This window comes from Peribacillus faecalis (assembly GCF_014712675.1).
GTDB lineage: Bacteria > Bacillota > Bacilli > Bacillales > DSM-1321 > Bacillus_AD > Bacillus_AD faecalis.
On sequence record NZ_JACXSI010000007.1, the window covers coordinates 32,647 to 51,298 of the forward strand.

An 18,652-nucleotide genomic window follows, 5' to 3' on the forward strand; every position below is an offset into this window, starting at 1 on the left:
GCATAAATACCATTATTATCAAGGGTAAATCTCAACAATATGTTCCTGTTATTCAATTCATTTAACAGCTTCAGCATCTCAAGCTCCATATCTTCTGTAGGATCTTCTAAATCCGCAAGATTATTGTTATGAAAAATATGAAGAAATGTAGGATAAAAGATATGGGATGCTTGCATCTTCAAAGAGCCAAATATTACAGAACTTTGGTATTGATAATTCTTTTTATGCTACTAGTAAAGTTAATTTTGGAGATTGGTACAATAAACCCCAGGGAGAAGAAGGTTCTTGTTGTAATCTTGAGACAGTTGTTACCGAATTTGGCTGCCAAGGTTTAGAATTAGATTTGCCGATTGTAGCCTGGGGAGAGGACATGATATGGGAAGGGACTTCTTGGAAAAAATATGAGAAATACCAGAAGGATATTCATGATCCAGATAAATTAAGAAAAAATAGTTACCGTGTGTTAATGACTAGGGGTCGTGACGGTTTAATAATATTTGTTCCTAATATTAAACAACTTGATGGTGTTTATACAGTTTTACAAGAAGCAGGCATGGATAAAATTAGATAAGGGTAGTGAATCGGCTTAACAACTTTATATCCTCCACATAAACCAAATACTATATTTGTAAAAATCAGTTATAATAGTAAAATATAGATAAGTGAAAGATGTAGGAGGGCCTAATGAAGAAAAACATTCATGTTGTTGGAGCAGTCATTGTTGATAATAATAAAATCTTATGTGCTCAAAGAGGCAGAGAGAAATCCTTACCACTATTATGGGAATTTCCAGGTGGAAAGATTGAAGAAGATGAGACAGCTCAAGCAGCTTTAAAACGTGAGATTGAAGAAGAGATGCATTGTAAAATTGAAGTTGGTGAACAAGTCGAGTATACGGTTTATGAATATGATTTTGGCATTGTTCATTTGACGACTTTTTATTGTACGTTAATTGAAGGAACACCTGTGTTAACAGAGCATGTAGACATTCAATGGTTAGAGCCGAAAGATTTAAAATCATTGGAGTGGGCTCCTGCTGATGTTCCAGCTATTGAAAAGATTACGCATGATTTTCAAGTGAAAAATTGATTTCACTAGCTATTCACGACTGTGAGTAGCTTTTTTTAATTGCTCTCTAATTAGCTAAGTATTAAACTTAATAGTAATAAATAACTATAGACGGATGGCGATCACATGGGGAATTTTATAGAAAAATTAGAAGCATCTTTATATAAAGGTTTTATCGATCAATCATTTCATAAATCAGGTAATTTTAAGCCCGAGTTATTGCTAAATGATGTGAAAAATAATGAGAACGTTTTAAATACATTATTAGAAGAGCTTGATCATTGCCAATCATTTATTTTTTCGGTTGCCTTTATTACCGAAAGTGGGTTAGCAACATTTAAATCTCACCTGCTTGATCTGAAGAATAAAGGAATAAAAGGCCGTATTTTAACTTCAGTATACTTAAACTTTAATCAACCAAAAGTTTTTAAAGAATTGTTAAAGCTTGAAAATGTTGAGGTTAGACTTTCTGATTTAGAAGGATTTCATGCAAAAGGATATATCTTTAATCAACAGACACATTATTCATTAATTGTTGGTAGTTCTAATTTAACAGCGAATGCGTTAAAGGTAAACTACGAGTGGAATGTAAAATTAACTTCACATGAAAATGGTGAAATTGTTCATCATTTTAGAAATCAATTCGAAGAAGTATGGGAGCAATCTCTACCACTGAGTAAAGAGTGGATTGAACGATATACTGAGCAATATCAGCCATTAGTTGATCAGCGAGCGGCTGAGCGAGTGATTGAATTCCCATCTGCATATGAAACGAATTCACTAGAAGAAGTTTTGAAAATTAAGCCGAATAAAATGCAGGAAGTGGCTTTGGAGGAGATTCAAGCTGTCCGTGATGCAGGTAAAGACAAAGGTCTTATTATTTCAGCAACGGGTACAGGAAAAACCTATTTGTCGGCCTTTGATGTTAGACGATTTGCTCCAAAGCGAATGTTATTCATTGTTCACCGTGAACAAATATTAACAAAAGCAAAATCCGACTATCAAAAGATATTAGGTGGTATGGATCACGAGTTTGGTATTTTATCGGGGTCTAGTAAGCAAACAGATGCTAAATATTTATTTGCGACAATCCAAACAATTTCAAAAGATGATGTACTGCGGCAATTTGATCCGAAGTATTTTGACTATATATTAATTGACGAAGTCCATAAAGCGGGTGCCGTGTCTTATAGAAAGGTTATTGATTATTTTAAACCTGAATTCTTAATGGGAATGACCGCAACTCCTGAAAGAACAGATGATTTCAATATCTACGAGTTGTTTGATTATAATATTGCTTATGAAATTCGCTTGCAAGAAGCGTTAGAAGAGGATATGTTGTGTCCGTTTCATTATTTTGGTGTCACTGATTTGGAATATAACGGGCAAATGATTGATGATGCAACATTGTTATCACATTTGGTAAATGAAGAGCGTGTCAATCATATAATTGACAAAATCGAATACTATGGACACTCTGGTGATAGTGTAAAAGGATTACTTTTTTGTAGTCGTAAGGATGAAGCTAAACAATTGTCCTTAGCACTAAATAGTAAAGGGTATCGAACTGTTGCATTAACGGGGGAAGATGATCAAAAAGAAAGAGAGCTTCGAGTGCAGCAGTTAGAAAATGGTTTGTTAGATTATATTTTAACAGTTGATATTTTTAATGAAGGCATTGATATTCCGAGTGTGAATCAAGTAGTCATGTTACGTCAAACACAGTCTAGCATTATCTTTATTCAGCAGCTTGGTCGAGGGCTTAGAAAGCATGCTACAAAAGATTATGTTACGATCATCGATTTTATTGGTAACTACAAGAATAACTATTTGATTCCAATTGCATTATCAGGTGATAAATCATTAAATAAAGATAATATTCGCCGCAAAATGAAAGATACTAGTTATATTAAAGGTATTTCAACGATTAATTTTGAGGAAATTGCAAAGAAACAAATATTCAAAGCAATATCAAATACGAAATTAACGACTTTAAAAATGTTAAGAGAAACTTATAATGAAGTGAAGAATAGAATTGGACGAATTCCTTACTTATATGATTTTGTAGTAAATAACTCAATTGATCCAGTAGTAATCGCTACGGAATATAACAATTACTATCAGTTTTTGGTGAAGATAAAAGAAGAGGTACCAACTATATCAAGTTATGAAAATAGTGTACTAACTATGATTTCTAGAGAATTATTAAATGGTAAACGTAAACATGAGATAATTTTATTAGATTTATTGTTGAGTGAAGGCACCACTTCGTATGATCGTTATATTAATAGTCTAAAGGAAGAAAATTGTTTGACTGATGATGCGACTTTACATTCCGTTCAACAAGTACTTAATTTATCTTTCTTTACTCAAAATGATTTTAAAAAATATGGTGAGCAGCCAATTATTTTATTGGGCGAAGATCACTATTTTCGTTTTAATGAAAGTATTAGTGAGAGTTTGGCCTCAAATTCATACTTTAAAACATTATTAATGGATAGTGTAGTTAGTGCGAGAGAAAAGAGTAAAGTTTATGATAGTCAGCATAATTTGACTTTGTATGAAAAGTACACAAGGAAAGATGTATGTAGACTATTAAATTGGGAAAATGACGAAAGTTCGACTGTGTATGGTTATAAAACGAAACATCAAACATGCCCAATATTTATTACGTATCATAAAAATGAGGAAGTAGAAGCTAGTGTTAATTACGGTGATGAGTTTCTAAATCCAGAGGTATTAAAGTGGTTTACAAGAAGTAATCGAAAATTGACTTCAGCAGAAGTAGCAACAATTATTGAAGCTGAAAAAAATCAAATTGATATCCATATCTTTGTAAAAAAAGATGATGATGAAGGAACAGACTTTTACTATTTAGGAAAAGCTCGACCGGATCAAAAAACTGCAGAACAAACTGTAATGTTAGATAAGGCACAAAAAGAAATTCCAGTAGTAACAATGAATATGGTACTTGAGCAGCCGATTGAGTATAAGTTGTATAATTATTTAGTTGAGGGTGCGGAGTAATAAAAAAACTGCCTAATTTTGGGCAGTTTTTTTAGTTGTTCATAATGTTATTAGTATGAATTTTTCTCTACACAAACTTATTAACAACCTGAACCAATTCGTCCTTATAATTCAAGACATCGGCAACTGTTTCGATTGGTACCATAGTTTTTGTTTCATCATTGAATTGGATAGATTTTTTTGAACCATCGAGCCATAGTCTGCATACCCATTTACGAATGTTGTCATCGATTAGGATATTGAAGTAGCTCAAATTATCACGATAGAAGATTCGATCAGGGCTGATGACATCTTTAATCATTAATTTGACAGTGACATAGCCTTCAATTTCTTCTTCTGTAGTGATGACTTGAGGTTTTTCTTCAGCAGGTTCCTCTTGTTCAGGTAATTCTTTTTCATCAGGAACAGCCGGTTTTCCTTCCGGTGCTGCAGATGTTGTTTTCATCGCAGCTTGGAGTTTGTCGCTGACTTTTTCGTTAATGAATAGGTTTAATGATTTTTGAACAGTATCTTTAAATTTCGTAATAACTGCCTGTGTTTTCTTTCCTTCATAGATATTAGATAGAATGAATGTGATAAAGGCATCGCTTGGTTCTTCGAATTCTTTATACAATAGATTTCTGATTTCATTTGTATATTTTAGTTCGGATGCAGTATCCATAATGCTAGTTACATCAAAATTAGTTTTTTGGAACTTGGCCAGTTCAGTAATTTGATTGTCTTTTAAATTGGTGAATTGGAATGTGAAAAATGGCTTAGAATCCATGATATTTTGTTCATCAAGATCGGTGTAGAATCTGTATTCGACACCGTTAGTCAGAATCGCAAATTTTGCTTTTGAAACGCCGAAATAGCGGAAAAGTTGGGAATCATGGTTGTCCAATTTTTCATTGACAGCTTTTGCTTCAATCAAGATAATAGGCGCATTATTTTCCAAAATTGCATAGTCTACTTTTTCCCCTTTTTTAATGCCGACATCAGCCGTGTATTCTGGCATGAATTCCTGAGGATTGAATACATCATATCCTAAGTATTGAAAGAAAGGGACAATGAGAGACATCTTAGTTGCTTCTTCTGTTGAGATGCCATCTTTCAACGTTTCAACACGTTTGGCCAAAGAACGCATGTTGCTTTGAAATGTTTCCATAAAGATAACCCCCTTTAGATGGTAGTATCTATCTTTATTTTACAAGAAAAGTATGTATTGTATAATTATTTGCTCAGTTATGAGCAAGTGGAGGCTATATTATAGGCATATTATTTGAAATAGTTTTTGTATCATTTTATTATGTAAATATGATGTATATACATTGTTATTACATCGTGTTAAATAGCAAAGACAAAGGGGAAAGATCATCATGAGATATTACAAGTATATTCTAACGGGTGAAGTATTTAGTGAGAAAGAGTATAGAGAAATAATCGGTGAAGGTTTCGATGAGGATCCTTTACAAAAAAGTCTCTTGTTTGGTAGTAAAGAAGGATATATAGACGCTCTGTTGGCGATGCGTGGATATGGTTTTATTTTGTTACAAGATGGTGAAGTAACTGGTAATTATTGCGTTGGTTTTTACAGAGATGAAGAGGAGTTTTTTGATGTGTTTTTTCATACCGATGATGAAGAGATTGCATACGATGTGTGTGAAGAATTTAATGAAATATTTGAAGAGGAATTCAAAGAAGAAGCAGAGCAAAGTGGAGCTCCATTTACAGTACTTACACTGAGAAAATGGTAGTAATCGGAGGGTTATGTAACATGAAAATTAGCAAAAATTTCAGACTAGAAGAAGATACTATTAAAAAAATTGATGAATTAGTCGAATATCATCAAAAAGAAATGGCTAAGAACTTTCCGTCTATTAAAGTTAATAGAACGACCGTAATTGAGACGTTAGTTGGTGCAGCATATAATGCGATGATGCACCAAAAGAAGAAAATGAATGATTAATCTTAATTATTGGATGAAGGAGCAGTAATAGGGATAAACTTACAGTAATTAATTCTTGTCCGTTTTTGCAATCAATATCTGTTGAAAGCTGAGATGGACAAGCTTTTGTAAATTAAATGGAGAATTCCGCTAAAAAGCATTAAAACTTTAGTCTTGCTGTAGAAAAGCACGGGTACCAATTATTCCTGTGTGTTTCTCTATTAAACAAAGATTATATTGAAATCGCTTTCGTATATCAGTATAATTTAATATATTAAAATAATAATATGAATTGTGACTGTCCGGCAGGTAAAACCTAGATTGGAGTATGATTATTTATGCTGCCAGTTTAGGTTTTTTATATTAGAGGACAGTTTATAAATTGCCAGCAATCGAAGCAGTACGACGAAGTGACCATTTTTAAGTCTACAGTATAAATGCAACTGGACCTTTTCCTAAGCCTTATTAAAGGTAAGTTGTCTTTATTAATTTCAAGAAGGTGTATATTTTGAGAATTAAGAAAATTTTTAACGATAATATTATTTTAACAGAAGAAAAAGAAGGAGAGATGATTGTAATCGGACAAGGGCTTGCTTTTCAAAAGAAAGCCGGTGATTTGGTTGATGAGAGCCAAATCGATAAGACATTTGTTTTGAAAACGCGTGGCGTATCAGAACAGCTTGAGACTCTCATAAACGAAACTCCTCCTCAACATTTAGATATAGCCGATGAAATCATTCAGTATGCCAAGACAAAGTTGCCCTCACCAATTAATGACAACATTTACTTATCTTTAACGGATCACATAAGCTATGCCATCTCCCGCTTCGAGCAAGGCTTGACAATTAAAAATACCTTGCTGTGGGAAGTGAAGAAATTGTATCCGACTGAATACGAGATTGCACTGCACGCTCTGAGAATCATTGAAATCGCGACCGAACTTTCATTGCCGGAAGATGAAGCCGGATTTATTACGCTTCACTTGGTGAACGCGCAACAAGAAAAGTTTGAAATAGAAGAAACTGTAACGCTTACGAAGATTGTTACGGATATATTGGAGATTGTAAAATACCACTACGGTCTTGAAATAGATCCTAACTCAATCAATTACAATCGTTTCGTTACCCACTTGCGTTATCTTGCTTATTGTATACTGCGGAACGAATGGACACCCGAAGAAGATGGTATTTTATATGAGCAAGTGAAAAGGAAGTATCCTGATGCTTATCTTTGCGCCCGAAAAGTAAGCACCTATATCGAAACAACATACAAGAGAGAACTCAATAAAGATGAAATGCTTTATTTCATGTTGCACATACAACGTGTTACAAACAGGGGAGAACATAAGGCTTGATAATTTTAGAGATCAAGAAGCTCCCTCTTAATAAGAGTGATGAACCTCAAACGGAAAAGGGGTCCCATTTTAGGAGCCCCTCAAGAGAGAAAGAAGTAAGAATTAAGGGAGAGTGATAGTTATCACCTATCCTCTAAAAGACTTCTCGATACCGGCTTTATGCCGAATAACCGGTAGGTCAACATTCCCAATATATAAGCAACAACGTCCCAAACATCTCCGGTACTCGATTGTATAAAGAGTGGAGTTAATACCTCCCAACAGATTCCGCAAATTAAGCCGGCAACGAGGAAGTGCCAGATCTTTGTTAGCTGAAACGAAGTCCAGTTACTTAAAGACAGAATAAAGTTCAGGTATGCCGCGAAAGAGATGCCTCCCAAGTAGTCATTGAAATGACACCGAAGCAGGTATCCGAGTGCGGGAATCTGTACATCAGCTTTTATCAGTTCATTCACTTGAAAAAGAATCAGCGGTACGATGAAAAACAGCAGATCCTTTTTCTGTTTTTTATTTATCCGCATATTGAGAAGATAACCAATGCGAGTATTACTGCTAAAACAGTTGCCCAGAAACCCATAAGACAGTCACTCCTTTGAGAAATAAAATCACCATTTAGTACTTAATACCCATTTAATACCGAAAATAAGCCGTTTGGTTTTAATAAGAATACTATTTACTTTGCAGTGACAATATAAATTTCTCCGGTCAGGAGTTATTAGCTGGTAAAATACTTTAATTGTCTTTCTGGATTAATTATTGAAGCGCACGAGAATTTATTTCTTGTGTTTTTTTGTTGTGGGGTGGGTGGAGAGGTTCGGACGAATTATTTGCGAAAGTGGCAGAATAAATTAGAAAAGTGGAAGAATCACTGCGGAGTCGGACGAATTATTCAGAGAATTGGGGGGATTAATTGCAAATGGGGAAGAATTCCGGTGAAAAGCGGCTTAATTATGTCAAGAAGCAAGTTAAAGTAGGCATCAAAATACTGGGATTAGCGAAAAGACTGCAGAATAAATTGGTCGGATTTTATACATGTTTAGTGGGGCGGAAAACCCCACCAAATCGAGACTTAAATTTGTTCACTGCCATACCGGATCATCGTCCACATGCCGATGTCGCGGAAGCCCAATCGTTTGTAGATTTTGCCGGCAGCCGGGTTGTTGTAGAAGAGGCAGAGTGTTTTGCCTTCTTTCAATAGTTCGCTGCACAGCTTTTCCATTGTTAGCGTGGCGTAGCCTTTCCGCTCGAAGCCGGGTTTCGTGCAGACAGCGACAATCATCGCCGATTGCTTGTTTTCAGCAGTTGATGAGGCGGAAGAGACCATAATGCCGTCTTCGTTGCGAATGATGTATGTTCTGCCGGTTTTGTCCTTTTCGGCCTGTTCTCTCGATTCGACACTGAAGTTGCCGAGTGCGAAGTCAGGAATCGAGCGCAGCAGCTCAATGTTTTCTTCGTATTCGGACGGTTGCAGGTAGCTTACCCGGCTAATTCGTTCTTCATCGACTTCATAGCTTAAGGCTGTGCATTTGGCATAAAACGTTTCTCTTAAGCTGGTAACTTCACGGTTGATGAGCGAGTGCAGCGGCTTGACGATGTGCTCCAATCCGCTTAATTCAACTGCATGCGGGTGCGACAGGATGACGTCGGCAAAGCCTTGCACGTCATACGAACCGCTGCTGTACGGGATGAAACTTGTTTTATAGCGCAATAAAACGGCGATTAAGCGATCGTTTTCGAATTGCCCCCAAAGTTCCTGTATATCCGATTCATAGCCATATGCTTCGATGTCTCCGATAATAAATAGATTTTCAGCCGGTTTCTCGCCTACAAGTGCCATAACGGCTTCGTGGTCGTTCTCTGTTAACTTGCGAATCACTTGTGTTGCCCCCTCATCTGTGAAAGTTTTCTATTATTATAGCGAAAAAGAGTAAGAATACAAGTTCAATTCTGAAAATGGGGCTTCCATTTGGTTCGAAGAATGGAATAGATAATAAAAATCAATCTTTTGGAAAATAATAAGTGTATTAATAACTGTTTAAGTGAGGCGACCTTTGTTGACAACTAAAATAAAAATATTAGTAGTAGATGATGAAGAACGTATTCGTCGATTATTAAAAATGTATCTTGAAAAAGAAGAGTATATTATTGATGAAGCAGAGGATGGAAACAAAGCATTAGATAAGGCTCTTGCAGAAGATTATGATTTAATCTTGCTGGACATTATGATGCCCGGCAAAGACGGAATAGAGGTATGCAAAGAATTAAGACAGGAGAAATCCACGCCTGTTATAATGTTGAGCGCTAAAGGGGAAGAAGTGGATCGGGTATTAGGCTTAGAAGCTGGTGCAGATGATTACGTAGTAAAACCTTTCAGTGCTAGAGAAGTGGTGCTTCGTGTAAAGGCCATGCTTAGACGGGCATCAAAAGATCATTCTGTTCAAGCAGAGACATCAATAAGAGATATTATTGTTTTCCCGCATTTAATGATTGATAATGATGCGCGTCGAGTTACAGCAGATGGAAAAGAAGTTCCTTTAACGCCTAAAGAATATGAATTATTATACTTCTTAGCTAAAACTCCGGATAAAGTTTTTGAACGGGAACAGCTTTTAAAAGAGGTATGGCAATATGAATTTTTCGGTGATTTACGAACTGTTGATACACATGTCAAACGTTTGCGCGAAAAATTACATCAAGTATCAGAAGATGCAGCCGGGATGATTGTCACTGTTTGGGGTGTAGGGTATAAATTTGAAATATAATATATGCTCGAGTAATAACCCCTTTCTCAAAACAGAGATAGGGGATGTTTTTATTTGTCTAAATTTAATAACTTGCGAATCACTTTTGTTGCCCCCTCATCTGTGAAAGTTTTCTATAATTATAGCGAAAAAAAGTAAGAATACAAGTTCGATTCTGAAAACGGTGGTTTCATTTGCTCCGAAGAATGGAATAGATAATTAATTGCTGATATGAATACACGGAATTGGAGGCGACACTATGCAAGCTTTTCTAGGTTTTGTCATTGTAGTGTTGATTGGAATCAGCGTATTTATGTTTTATAAAAAAAGCAGGGGGCAGAAAATAAAGCGAAAAGCGGCCACTTACGAACAATTTCTGAAGAAAGAAGGGTTTAATGTCAGCAAAAAGCAACAAGTCGGTTTTAGAACGCTATATGTAGATGACGTACATAAACAATGGATGATCGTGAAAGGATTCGCCTTAGTCGATGAGCCGAAAATTTATACATATTCGGATTTAATTGAATTCGAAGTTTTAGAAGATGGTGAAAGTATTGCACATGGAAGAGCCGGTAACGCGGTCGTCGGCGGAGTGATGTTTGGCGGGCCCAGGCGCCATTATTAAAGACACGTGCACGCAGCTGCGAGTACGGATTAGAGTGAACGACTCAGAAAATCCTGAAATCGTCATTCCGCTCATTTATAAGGAAGTGCTGAAAGAGTCGTTCTTTTATAAAACACACATTGAAATCGCTAAAAAGTTAATAGCAAATTTAACGTATATAAAAAATGAAGCTGTTTTTGAAAAGATAGATGTTGAAACGAGTGTATAAAGATGTTAAGCAGTTCAATTAGGCTAATTGAACTGCTTTTTTGTAAAACTGAAGTCTTCATAATCACAAAGTCAGAAACTTAAAGCGTGACAATGATCGGACCGTTTTTAGTAAGGATAATTGTATGCTCTAATTGAGCTACATAGCTTTTTTTTGTAGCATAGGTCCAACCGTCGTCTTTTTGGAATACTTCTTCTTCAAGGGTTGAAATAAATGGTTCGAATGCGATAACCATCCCATCCTTCAATATTTCATTATCCCATGGATCAAAATAGTTTAAAATATGGTCAGGTTCTTCGTGTATTTTGCGTCCAACACCATGTCCTGTAAGGTTTTTAATAACAGTGAATCCGTTCTGTCTTGCCGTTTCGAATACAGCTTTTCCGATTCTGCTTTTTTTGGAACCGGGTTTTGCTTTCTTAAGGCCCTCTTCAAAAGCTTTCTTAGCAACGTCGCATAGTTTCGTTAATTCTTCTGATCCTTCTCCTACTACAAATGAGATTCCTGTATCTGCGAAATAACCATTTTTTGAAGCTGATACATCTATATTGACTAAATCCCCTTCTTGAATAACCCGATTACCCGGAATGCCATGAGCTACTTCATCATTAACGCTAATGCAAGTATAGCCGGGGAAATCATATTCCCCTTTTGGAGCTGAAACTGCTCCTGCTTTTTCAAGAAGTTCTCCGGCTATATCATCCAATTCTTTAGTCGTTACGCCGGGAATTGATCTTTGCACCAATTCATCTCTAATAGAGGCAACAATTTTGCCTATTTCTTTCAGGCCGTTAAAATCTTCTTCTGTTTTTGCAATCATTTTCATCTTACCTCGTTTTCTTTTAGCATCAATAACTGTATAGGTATATATTGTACCTTTTCTTTCCCGAAAAATAAAAACCAATATCAGTTATCCTTCAACCAAAGCCAAATAATACTTTTCAATTTCATCCGTTTCTTTTGTCCATTGTTCAAATATTTTCTTTGCTTCTTTGTTGGCTTCTGATTTTTTCATTCAATAACACCTTCTTAATTCTTTCAAATTATGTTATGCCCTTGGATTCCTTCAGGCTTTTATGTGATCCTGCTGTAATGCGGAATTTAATAATATCAGAAGCAGACCGATTCCGGCTTGAAAGAAATTCACTCCATTTGTTCCTTTTTGGCTGTTGTTTTGTATAACAATGTTGAGAAATGAATGGAAGGGAGTTTTCGATAATGGAGCATCAATTGGTGGAGAAGGGCAGTGTGCGTCTGTTTCATCATGAGCTGGCGATGAAGATTGGATTGAATGAGGCAATCGTGCTGCAGCAGTTTGATTATTGGCTGCAGGTGAGCAAGCATGAGAAACAGGGGCGCAAGTGGGTGTTCAATACTTATGAAGGCTGGCATGAGCAGTTTCCTTACTGGTCGTTCAGTACGTTGAAGCGGACGATCAGACGACTGGAAGAGATGGGGCTGCTGCTGACAGGTCGTTTTAACAAAATGAAAACTGATCGGACAAAGTGGTACAGCATTGATTATGAGCGTTGCGAGGAATTGCTTGGCGAAGAGGACGAGCAACAGCCGCAAGTAGATGAAACATTGCCGGTTGATAGCGCTGAGGGAGCAAAAACAGCTGGTGAATTATCGTTTGTTTCATTATGGACTGCAGAAGAGGATGAGGAAGTCGATACAATCAGCTCAGAAAGGAACATTGACTTTGTTCACGATGACCTCACTATACCAAAGATTACTCAAAAGAGTATCTTAAAGAATGAAAAAAATATACAAAAAAGTGCGATTGTGACCGAAGTGATTGCTTATTTGAATGACAAGACGAACAGTTGCTTCCGGCCGACAAATAGGAAGAATCGCGATGTCATTATTGCGAGATTGAACGAGGGCTATTCGCTTGAAGATTTTAAGAAGGTCATTGATGTGAAGACGGAGCATTGGCTGGCAGATTCGTATTGGTCCCGTTATTTGCGGCCGGCGACGTTGTTCGGCACCAAGTTTGAAAGCTATTTAAATCAGCGGATAAGTCCCGGAACCGGAAGGCTGAGAGAGGAGGACTTTGATTTTGATGATGAAGCGTGAAGTGTTCCGAATTGCTGAGTTGATTACAAGCTTTTATAGCCAGGCGGAGTTCGATCAGCACAAAATAAATGCTTGGCATGAAGTGCTGAAGTCGCATGAATATGAGGTCGTGAAGGAAAGGTTGCTTGATTACGTGAAGCATCACAATCATCCGCCGACTATTAAGCAGCTGATTCAAGATGACAAGACTGATTCCGCTGTAGTGCCGGATTATGAGGAGACGAAGGCGATGCTGCAATTGAAGAGAGGTGCCGGCTTGAGTGCGACTGCTAAAGAAGAGCTTGCGAAAATAAGGGCCCTTCTCGGGATTGAAGGTGAGCGCTTATGACGGATTATGCAAACGTGCTATTTAATGTCGAAGCTGAGCAAGCGGTTGTCGGTGCTCTATTTATCGAGGCGGGTTTGTTGGAAGACTGCTTTTTGAAGCCGAATTATTTTTACACGAAAAGTTTAAGGATACTGTTTCAGGCGATACGCGAACTGGACGGGGAAGGTAAAGCGATCGATCCGCTGACCGTTATGGAGAAGCTCGGTTCATCTGAGCTGGAACGAATCGGAGGTTTGACGTACATATTGGAGCTCGCTGACAGTGTGCCGACAATCGCGAATTTTAGCTACTATCAGGGTATTGTGTATGACTATTATCAAAAGCGGCGCGTCGTTGAAATCGCGCTCAATATGATTGAAGAAGTGAAGCAAGAGGGCTGTGAACTGGCGGTGGAGAAGGCTATTAATCGTTTCACGATGCTTGAGCAGGAAGATTGTAATGAAGCGGCTGCCGGTGATATCGTCGAGCCGCTGATTGAAATTTATAATGAGTGCGAAACAGAGCACGATGGGTTAAAAGGCATATCGACAGGATTTGCGGAGCTGGATGCGTTGACGGGCGGCTTTCGGGGCGGTGATCTCGTAGTTGTCGGAGCGCGTCCGAGTGTCGGTAAGACGGCGTTGGCACTCCATTTTGCGGCAAAGGCTGCCGAGGATCATGTCTGTCTCTATGTTTCTCTCGAAATGGAGAAAAAGCAGCTTTTGAAGCGGATGATTACAACAATCGGTCGTATTTCCTCCAAACGTCTGGAACATCCGGTGAAATATTTTTCAGAGTCGGATTGGCAAAGACTGTCCTATTCACTTGGGAAATTATGCGGTTCGTCACTACGGATCATCGATGAACCGGGATTGGATTTAGTGGCAATCAGGCGGCATGCCCGCAAGTTGCGCAGAGAGTTCGGTCCGGAAAAGAAACTGCTGATTATCGTGGATTATTTGCAGCTGCTTGGCGGTGATTTTAAGAAGCAGGCAAGGCATGAAGAGGTTGCGGAAATTAGTCGTGGCTTGAAAATAATGGCGCGAAAGCTAAACGCGACGGTGCTGGCAATCTCCCAACTGAGCCGAGCTGTGGAAATCCGGCACAACAAACGGCCAATGTTAAGCGACTTGCGTGAAAGTGGGCAAATTGAGCAGGATGCTGACTTGATTGCCCTCCTTTATCGCGAAGATTATTACAACCGCGACACGAACGAAGAAAATGTGTTAGAGGTGATCCTTGCCAAGCACCGCAACGGACCGATTGGGACGATTAAGCTGAATTATGAAAGGAAATATGGGTACTTTGAGCCGATTGCTTCGAGGAAAAAGTGATTGAAAGGGATAAATGCATTTGAAGCGAATTAGATTAATAGAATCTTTAAGGGGATGTTATTCTTATGGAAATTAAAAAGCTTACATTACAAACAGCTGAATTAGATAAAATGAAAGAGTTCTATACACAATGTTTAGGCTTTTCTCTGAATGGTGAAAGTAAAGAGCGTTTTCAAATCAAGGCGGGAACAAGCATCTTAGAATTTACTGATTAAGAGGTTACAGGAACTCCGTTTTATCACTTTGCATTAAATATTCCGTCCAATCAATTTCAAGAGGCAAAGGAATGGTTAAAAGGAAAGACAACACTTTTATTAGAAGATGGAGAAGACGAGGCGGATTTTTCGTTTTGGCCTGCGCATTCTTGCTATTTTGAAGATCCGGCAGGAAATATTGTAGAACTCGTCGCCCGGTATAAGGAGAATCCAATGAGTGAATCCTTATTTTCCGTAAATAGCATTTTGAACATAAGTGAAATTGGCTTAGTTGTAAAAGATGCTCAAATAGTCGGCGAACAATTACAAGCAATAGGGATCTTCGAAAGTGATGGTGATCCCATAACAAATTCAGCGTTGAATTTCATGCAAAATGAAAAAAATGGCATTTTTATTCTCTTAACAAACGCAGGTAGAAGATGGCTGTTTTCAGAAAAGAAATCGGAAATTTATCCGATGAAACTAATACTAGATAAGCAGATTGTTTTAGGAGTAGATGAAAAGTGTGAGTTTTTTATAATTCATTAAAAGGAGCGGAAGGATATGAGAAGCAAAATCCTTTACGGACTTTTCATTGCTGCGCTTTTTGTGATATTTGTTATTTTCGACTATTTCAGGGGACACCCTTATCAATGGGGAGGAAATATCATTCAAACAATCGTCGTTGGCGGCGGCGTCACTTTGTTAAATCGATTATTGGCAGATAAATGGATGTGGGAACCGGAAGAGGATTGAGTCGAAACCAAGAAGCCAGTAGTGGACTATATGAAAACGCCTCTTTTAAAAAATGGGCGAGGAACTATATCACCGTTTGAAGCAGGAAGTGTTAATTCCTGCCTTGCTTTTTACAGAGATATACTCTGTTTTTCTAATAAATTGAAAAGAATTGCCCCTATTTTCTCTTGGCTAGTAAGTAGTATTTATGGAATAATCGTATTTATCAATCAATTAAACAGAAATGTACTTCAATTAACGAAGAAAGCACGGACTGATTGCTGTAGTCCTAGCAGAAAGGGAGAGTAGAAGATGAACATACATTTAATGATTTTTGTTGCTTCAATGAATGAGGGGCAAGTATTTACAGTAAAAAAAACATTTCAATCTGATTTCCGGCCTGTAGAAGGAGATATCATTGATGACCCGGGTTTCTCTTCTAAGTTTCACAATGGCTATGAAGTGGTCAAAGTGACGATTAATTATGCGACGGAAGAATGTTGGGTATCATTAGCACCACTCGTCATAGAATTAGAGGAAATCTCAATCGAGGAGTATGTTGAAAGGCTTCAAGCTCACGGTTGGGAATTGTTCGAAAAAGAAGATTGATGTAAAAAAGCTAGACTATAGCTTGCCTGAATCAAGTTCAGAATCTCAGTTATCAAGCATATCCCTTAATAGGAGGAACTAATCGGAATCTTATTGGGGGGTAAACATGATTTATGTAGTAGTGATTGTTTTAGCAGTGATTGTTCTATTTTTGAGGCATTATATCATTCGCTATATTTTTACACCAACAAAGAGATTCGGCCAAAAGGTGCCGGCTATACCGTATGAAGATATTGAGATTAAGAGTCGTTCAGGTACGATAAGAGGCTGGCTGATTAAAAATGAGGGGAGCAAAGGGTGCTTTTTATTAGTGCATGGCTGGGGTTCGAATAAGTCAGCGATGGTGCAGTATTCAGAGACACTATATGAAAAAGGCTATACCATTATTTTGATCGATGTGTTTGGTCATGGTGCCAGCGATTCAATCCAAAAGCAAATTAGCATTGAAACATTCGTAAATAGTATACAGATAACAATAGATTTTGCCGAGGCGCATGCTGAAATTGGAGGCAATGGAATCTATGTTTTAGGACATTCGATGGGCGGCTTGGCTGCGAGTATTGTTAATGCTACTGATGCAAGACTAAGAGGGCTAATAACCGATTCAATTCCTACATCCTTGGCGAATATCAGTCAATCGATGGCCGGTAAAGTGAAGGTGCCTTATGTACCATTTGGCTGGCTGTTTGTAAGTTGGATGTTCTTGCGTGCCGGTGTATTTTTAAAAACAAGAAGAGAATGGCAATTAGAAAAAATATTCATGAATCAGCAGTCACCGGCGATTGCGTTTTTCTCAGTCCCGGATGAAAAAGTCCCGATTGTAAATGCCGATGTTCTTGAGCACAGGAGCAATTTCAAGCGAATTATTAAGGTATCTACAAAAGGTCATAACAACTGTGTGCAAGATGAACGTTTTTGGATAAATGTCTTCCGATTTATAGAGATAGTCGAGAGAAAAGCCTTAAAATAATTATAGGCTTTTTCTTTTTTTGAAGGAAAATGGAAAAACATGTCGAAATAACAGGTAAACGAGGCGGTTGTTTTTGCTTCAGCTGTGCTTCTCATTGTTATATTAGTCTTGAATGCGTTTACTTTGTTTGATAAGAACGGTTCTGCGATAGAGAGTTATGAAAGGAAAGGAGGCGATTATATGAGTTATGCTTTAATAAGAAGGCTGATGCTCTTAAGTGCTTTGTTAGGTGTAGCGGGTCTGTTTTTGCTTTTTGGCAGTGTCAATTTCGGAACGCTTCTTGCGGAGAATTGGCTATCCAATCAGATTGATGGTGTCGACACGTATATGTATGAAATTAGGGTGAAGGGCAATATCAACAACTTCTTAGCTGTCGGAAGCATCCTTTTCACGATTGGCCTCGCTTCGATTAGTTTTTTATATTATAAGTGTCTTAGTATGAAAGGCAGTTAATCTTTTTGGGGTGAATCGTCCGAAGTTGCAGGGCGATTTTTTTTTGATTTGATTGATATCGTTCTTAGCGGGCGTTGAATATCATACGGTTTAGACGGCATGCATTAGTGGAACTAGAGAGATATGTACATCTTGATAGGGAGAGGAGTGCTGCTATGAATAAATCAAAGATTTCTGTGCAAAAAGCAATGTTTGCAATTTGTGCGGGCATACTTATTTTAATTGTCTCTCAGATTGTCAGTTCGCTTCCGAGTCTGCTGCCTTTGCCTGAATTCATCGTATCGATTGTGTTTGGCGTGCTGTATGTGACAATTGCCTATTTTTTATTGAAACTGACTTGTGCTAAGCTCGTTCATCTTTCTTTAGGGGAATGCCGAATCGGGAAGCCTTGCATCCGCGGCAAGTGGCTGGTGGTGGCGGTGCTGTTACCTGTTGCTGTTTCTTCTGTTTTATTGTGCATGCCGGGTGATTTTGTTAGAAATGATGTGAGCGGCTATGAGATGTTCAATATTGTTGTTACGGCTCTGTTTGTTGTTGGTTTCGGTGCGGGCGTTGTGGAAGAGATGGTTTTTAGGGGATTCATCATGACGGTGTTGGAGAAAACATGGGGAATAAAGGTTGCGATTATTGTTCCGTCGATTCTGTTCGGACTGTTGCATGCGAGCGGGGGCATGAATGTATTTGATATAATTATCTTGCTTGCAGCCGGTACGAGTGTTGGAATTATGTTTTCGCTGCTTGTGTATAAGACCGGTTCTGTTTGGTGTAGTGCGCTCGTTCATGGCACTTGGAATGTCATCATGATTGGGGAGATTTTGAATATCGGCAGCTCGTATGATGTGAATGCGATTTTCTCGTATGACCTGAAGGCACAATCTGTGTTGCTGACCGGAGGCATGTTTGGCGTCGAGGCGTCACTTGCTGCGATTGCGGGATATGTGGTTGTCATTGCGTTGACATGGCGGGGGATAAAGAAAGCTGGAACAACTTCTATTAAGAAAGAGTTAAAAGGAGAATAATC

Annotated in this window: 22 protein-coding genes; 19 read left to right on the forward strand and 3 right to left on the reverse strand. The window is 38.0% G+C overall.

Features of this window, described 5'->3' with window-relative positions; all coding sequences use genetic code 11:
- The first annotated feature begins 166 nt into the window (after positions 1 to 166).
- The 3 genes from IEO70_RS03890 (at position 167) to IEO70_RS03900 (ending at position 4,095) form a co-directional block, all read left to right on the forward strand.
- On the forward strand, positions 167 to 571 hold the full coding sequence (locus tag IEO70_RS03890; RefSeq protein ID WP_190997045.1) for a DNA/RNA helicase domain-containing protein: 405 nt from the start codon (positions 167 to 169) through the stop codon (positions 569 to 571).
- A gap of 113 nt (positions 572 to 684) precedes the next feature.
- Positions 685 to 1,089 carry a (deoxy)nucleoside triphosphate pyrophosphohydrolase gene (locus IEO70_RS03895; RefSeq protein WP_190997046.1) on the forward strand — a complete coding sequence of 135 codons (405 nt, stop codon included), beginning with the start codon at positions 685 to 687 and terminating at the stop codon, positions 1,087 to 1,089.
- 105 nt (positions 1,090 to 1,194) lie between these two features.
- A complete protein-coding gene (locus IEO70_RS03900; protein WP_190997047.1) occupies positions 1,195 to 4,095 on the forward strand; it encodes a DUF3427 domain-containing protein in 2,901 nt (966 codons plus the stop codon).
- A gap of 67 nt (positions 4,096 to 4,162) precedes the next feature.
- Here IEO70_RS03900 and IEO70_RS03905 read toward each other — a convergent pair whose 3' ends face one another.
- Entirely contained in the window at positions 4,163 to 5,242 is a 1,080-nt protein-coding gene (locus tag IEO70_RS03905) for a type I restriction endonuclease (RefSeq protein ID WP_190997048.1), read from the reverse strand.
- Between the two features lie 211 nt (positions 5,243 to 5,453).
- Between IEO70_RS03905 and IEO70_RS03910 the strand changes: the two genes are divergently transcribed.
- From IEO70_RS03910 to licT, 3 genes are all read left to right on the forward strand, one after another.
- The gene (locus IEO70_RS03910) at positions 5,454 to 5,831 is read left to right on the forward strand and encodes a hypothetical protein (RefSeq protein ID WP_190997049.1); all 378 of its coding nucleotides are present in this window, start codon (positions 5,454 to 5,456) and stop codon (positions 5,829 to 5,831) included.
- Between the two features lie 20 nt (positions 5,832 to 5,851).
- Positions 5,852 to 6,043, forward strand: a complete 192-nt coding sequence (locus IEO70_RS03915) for a hypothetical protein (protein ID WP_190997050.1) — start codon at positions 5,852 to 5,854, stop codon at positions 6,041 to 6,043.
- 487 nt (positions 6,044 to 6,530) lie between these two features.
- Positions 6,531 to 7,376: a BglG family transcription antiterminator LicT gene (licT, locus tag IEO70_RS03920; protein WP_190997051.1), complete on the forward strand. Its 846-nt coding sequence runs from the start codon at positions 6,531 to 6,533 to the stop codon at positions 7,374 to 7,376.
- A 1,069-nt stretch (positions 7,377 to 8,445) separates the two neighbouring features.
- On the opposite strand, the gene IEO70_RS03925 is transcribed toward licT, so the two are convergent.
- Positions 8,446 to 9,252, reverse strand: a complete 807-nt coding sequence (locus tag IEO70_RS03925) for a GNAT family N-acetyltransferase (protein WP_190997052.1) — start codon at positions 9,250 to 9,252, stop codon at positions 8,446 to 8,448.
- A 178-nt stretch (positions 9,253 to 9,430) separates the two neighbouring features.
- Here IEO70_RS03925 and IEO70_RS03930 point away from each other — a divergent pair, with 178 nt between their 5' ends.
- The 3 genes from IEO70_RS03930 (at position 9,431) to IEO70_RS03940 (ending at position 10,950) form a co-directional block, all read left to right on the forward strand.
- Complete coding sequence (locus IEO70_RS03930) at positions 9,431 to 10,138, forward strand: response regulator transcription factor (protein WP_190997053.1); 708 nt, start codon at positions 9,431 to 9,433, stop codon at positions 10,136 to 10,138.
- Between the two features lie 238 nt (positions 10,139 to 10,376).
- Positions 10,377 to 10,742 carry a hypothetical protein gene (locus IEO70_RS03935; protein ID WP_190997054.1) on the forward strand — a complete coding sequence of 122 codons (366 nt, stop codon included), beginning with the start codon at positions 10,377 to 10,379 and terminating at the stop codon, positions 10,740 to 10,742.
- A gap of 34 nt (positions 10,743 to 10,776) precedes the next feature.
- Complete coding sequence (locus IEO70_RS03940) at positions 10,777 to 10,950, forward strand: hypothetical protein (protein ID WP_190997055.1); 174 nt, start codon at positions 10,777 to 10,779, stop codon at positions 10,948 to 10,950.
- Positions 10,951 to 11,029: 79 nt separating this feature from the next.
- On the opposite strand, the gene map is transcribed toward IEO70_RS03940, so the two are convergent.
- Positions 11,030 to 11,770, reverse strand: a complete 741-nt coding sequence (gene map / locus IEO70_RS03945; RefSeq protein ID WP_190997056.1) for a type I methionyl aminopeptidase — start codon at positions 11,768 to 11,770, stop codon at positions 11,030 to 11,032.
- A 398-nt stretch (positions 11,771 to 12,168) separates the two neighbouring features.
- On the opposite strand from map, the gene IEO70_RS03950 reads away from it, so the two are divergent.
- The 10 genes from IEO70_RS03950 to IEO70_RS03995 all read left to right on the forward strand — a co-directional run bounded on the left by IEO70_RS03950 (position 12,169) and on the right by IEO70_RS03995 (position 18,650).
- On the forward strand, positions 12,169 to 13,029 hold the full coding sequence (locus tag IEO70_RS03950; protein WP_190997057.1) for a conserved phage C-terminal domain-containing protein: 861 nt from the start codon (positions 12,169 to 12,171) through the stop codon (positions 13,027 to 13,029).
- Positions 13,013 to 13,357 (forward strand): replicative helicase loader/inhibitor, encoded by a 345-nt coding sequence (locus tag IEO70_RS03955; protein WP_190997058.1) that lies wholly within the window; start codon positions 13,013 to 13,015, stop codon positions 13,355 to 13,357. Before IEO70_RS03950 ends, IEO70_RS03955 begins: the two co-directional genes overlap by 17 nt.
- Positions 13,354 to 14,670, forward strand: coding sequence for a replicative DNA helicase (gene dnaB, locus IEO70_RS03960; RefSeq protein ID WP_190997059.1), 1,317 nt, complete (start codon positions 13,354 to 13,356; stop codon positions 14,668 to 14,670). Before IEO70_RS03955 ends, dnaB begins: the two co-directional genes overlap by 4 nt.
- A 65-nt stretch (positions 14,671 to 14,735) precedes the next feature.
- On the forward strand, positions 14,736 to 14,885 hold the full coding sequence (locus IEO70_RS03965) for a VOC family protein (RefSeq protein WP_190997060.1): 150 nt from the start codon (positions 14,736 to 14,738) through the stop codon (positions 14,883 to 14,885).
- A 213-nt stretch (positions 14,886 to 15,098) separates the two neighbouring features.
- Positions 15,099 to 15,413: a hypothetical protein gene (locus tag IEO70_RS03970; RefSeq protein ID WP_190997061.1), complete on the forward strand. Its 315-nt coding sequence runs from the start codon at positions 15,099 to 15,101 to the stop codon at positions 15,411 to 15,413.
- Between the two features lie 15 nt (positions 15,414 to 15,428).
- The gene (locus tag IEO70_RS03975; RefSeq protein WP_190997062.1) at positions 15,429 to 15,620 is read left to right on the forward strand and encodes a hypothetical protein; all 192 of its coding nucleotides are present in this window, start codon (positions 15,429 to 15,431) and stop codon (positions 15,618 to 15,620) included.
- Positions 15,621 to 15,911: 291 nt separating this feature from the next.
- The gene (locus IEO70_RS03980; protein ID WP_190997063.1) at positions 15,912 to 16,208 is read left to right on the forward strand and encodes a hypothetical protein; all 297 of its coding nucleotides are present in this window, start codon (positions 15,912 to 15,914) and stop codon (positions 16,206 to 16,208) included.
- A gap of 106 nt (positions 16,209 to 16,314) precedes the next feature.
- Entirely contained in the window at positions 16,315 to 17,178 is an 864-nt protein-coding gene (locus tag IEO70_RS03985; protein ID WP_190997064.1) for an alpha/beta hydrolase, read from the forward strand.
- A 180-nt stretch (positions 17,179 to 17,358) separates the two neighbouring features.
- On the forward strand, positions 17,359 to 17,631 hold the full coding sequence (locus IEO70_RS03990; RefSeq protein ID WP_190997065.1) for a hypothetical protein: 273 nt from the start codon (positions 17,359 to 17,361) through the stop codon (positions 17,629 to 17,631).
- 155 nt (positions 17,632 to 17,786) lie between these two features.
- Positions 17,787 to 18,650 (forward strand): CPBP family intramembrane glutamic endopeptidase, encoded by an 864-nt coding sequence (locus IEO70_RS03995; protein ID WP_190997066.1) that lies wholly within the window; start codon positions 17,787 to 17,789, stop codon positions 18,648 to 18,650.
- Positions 18,651 to 18,652: the final 2 nt, after the last annotated feature.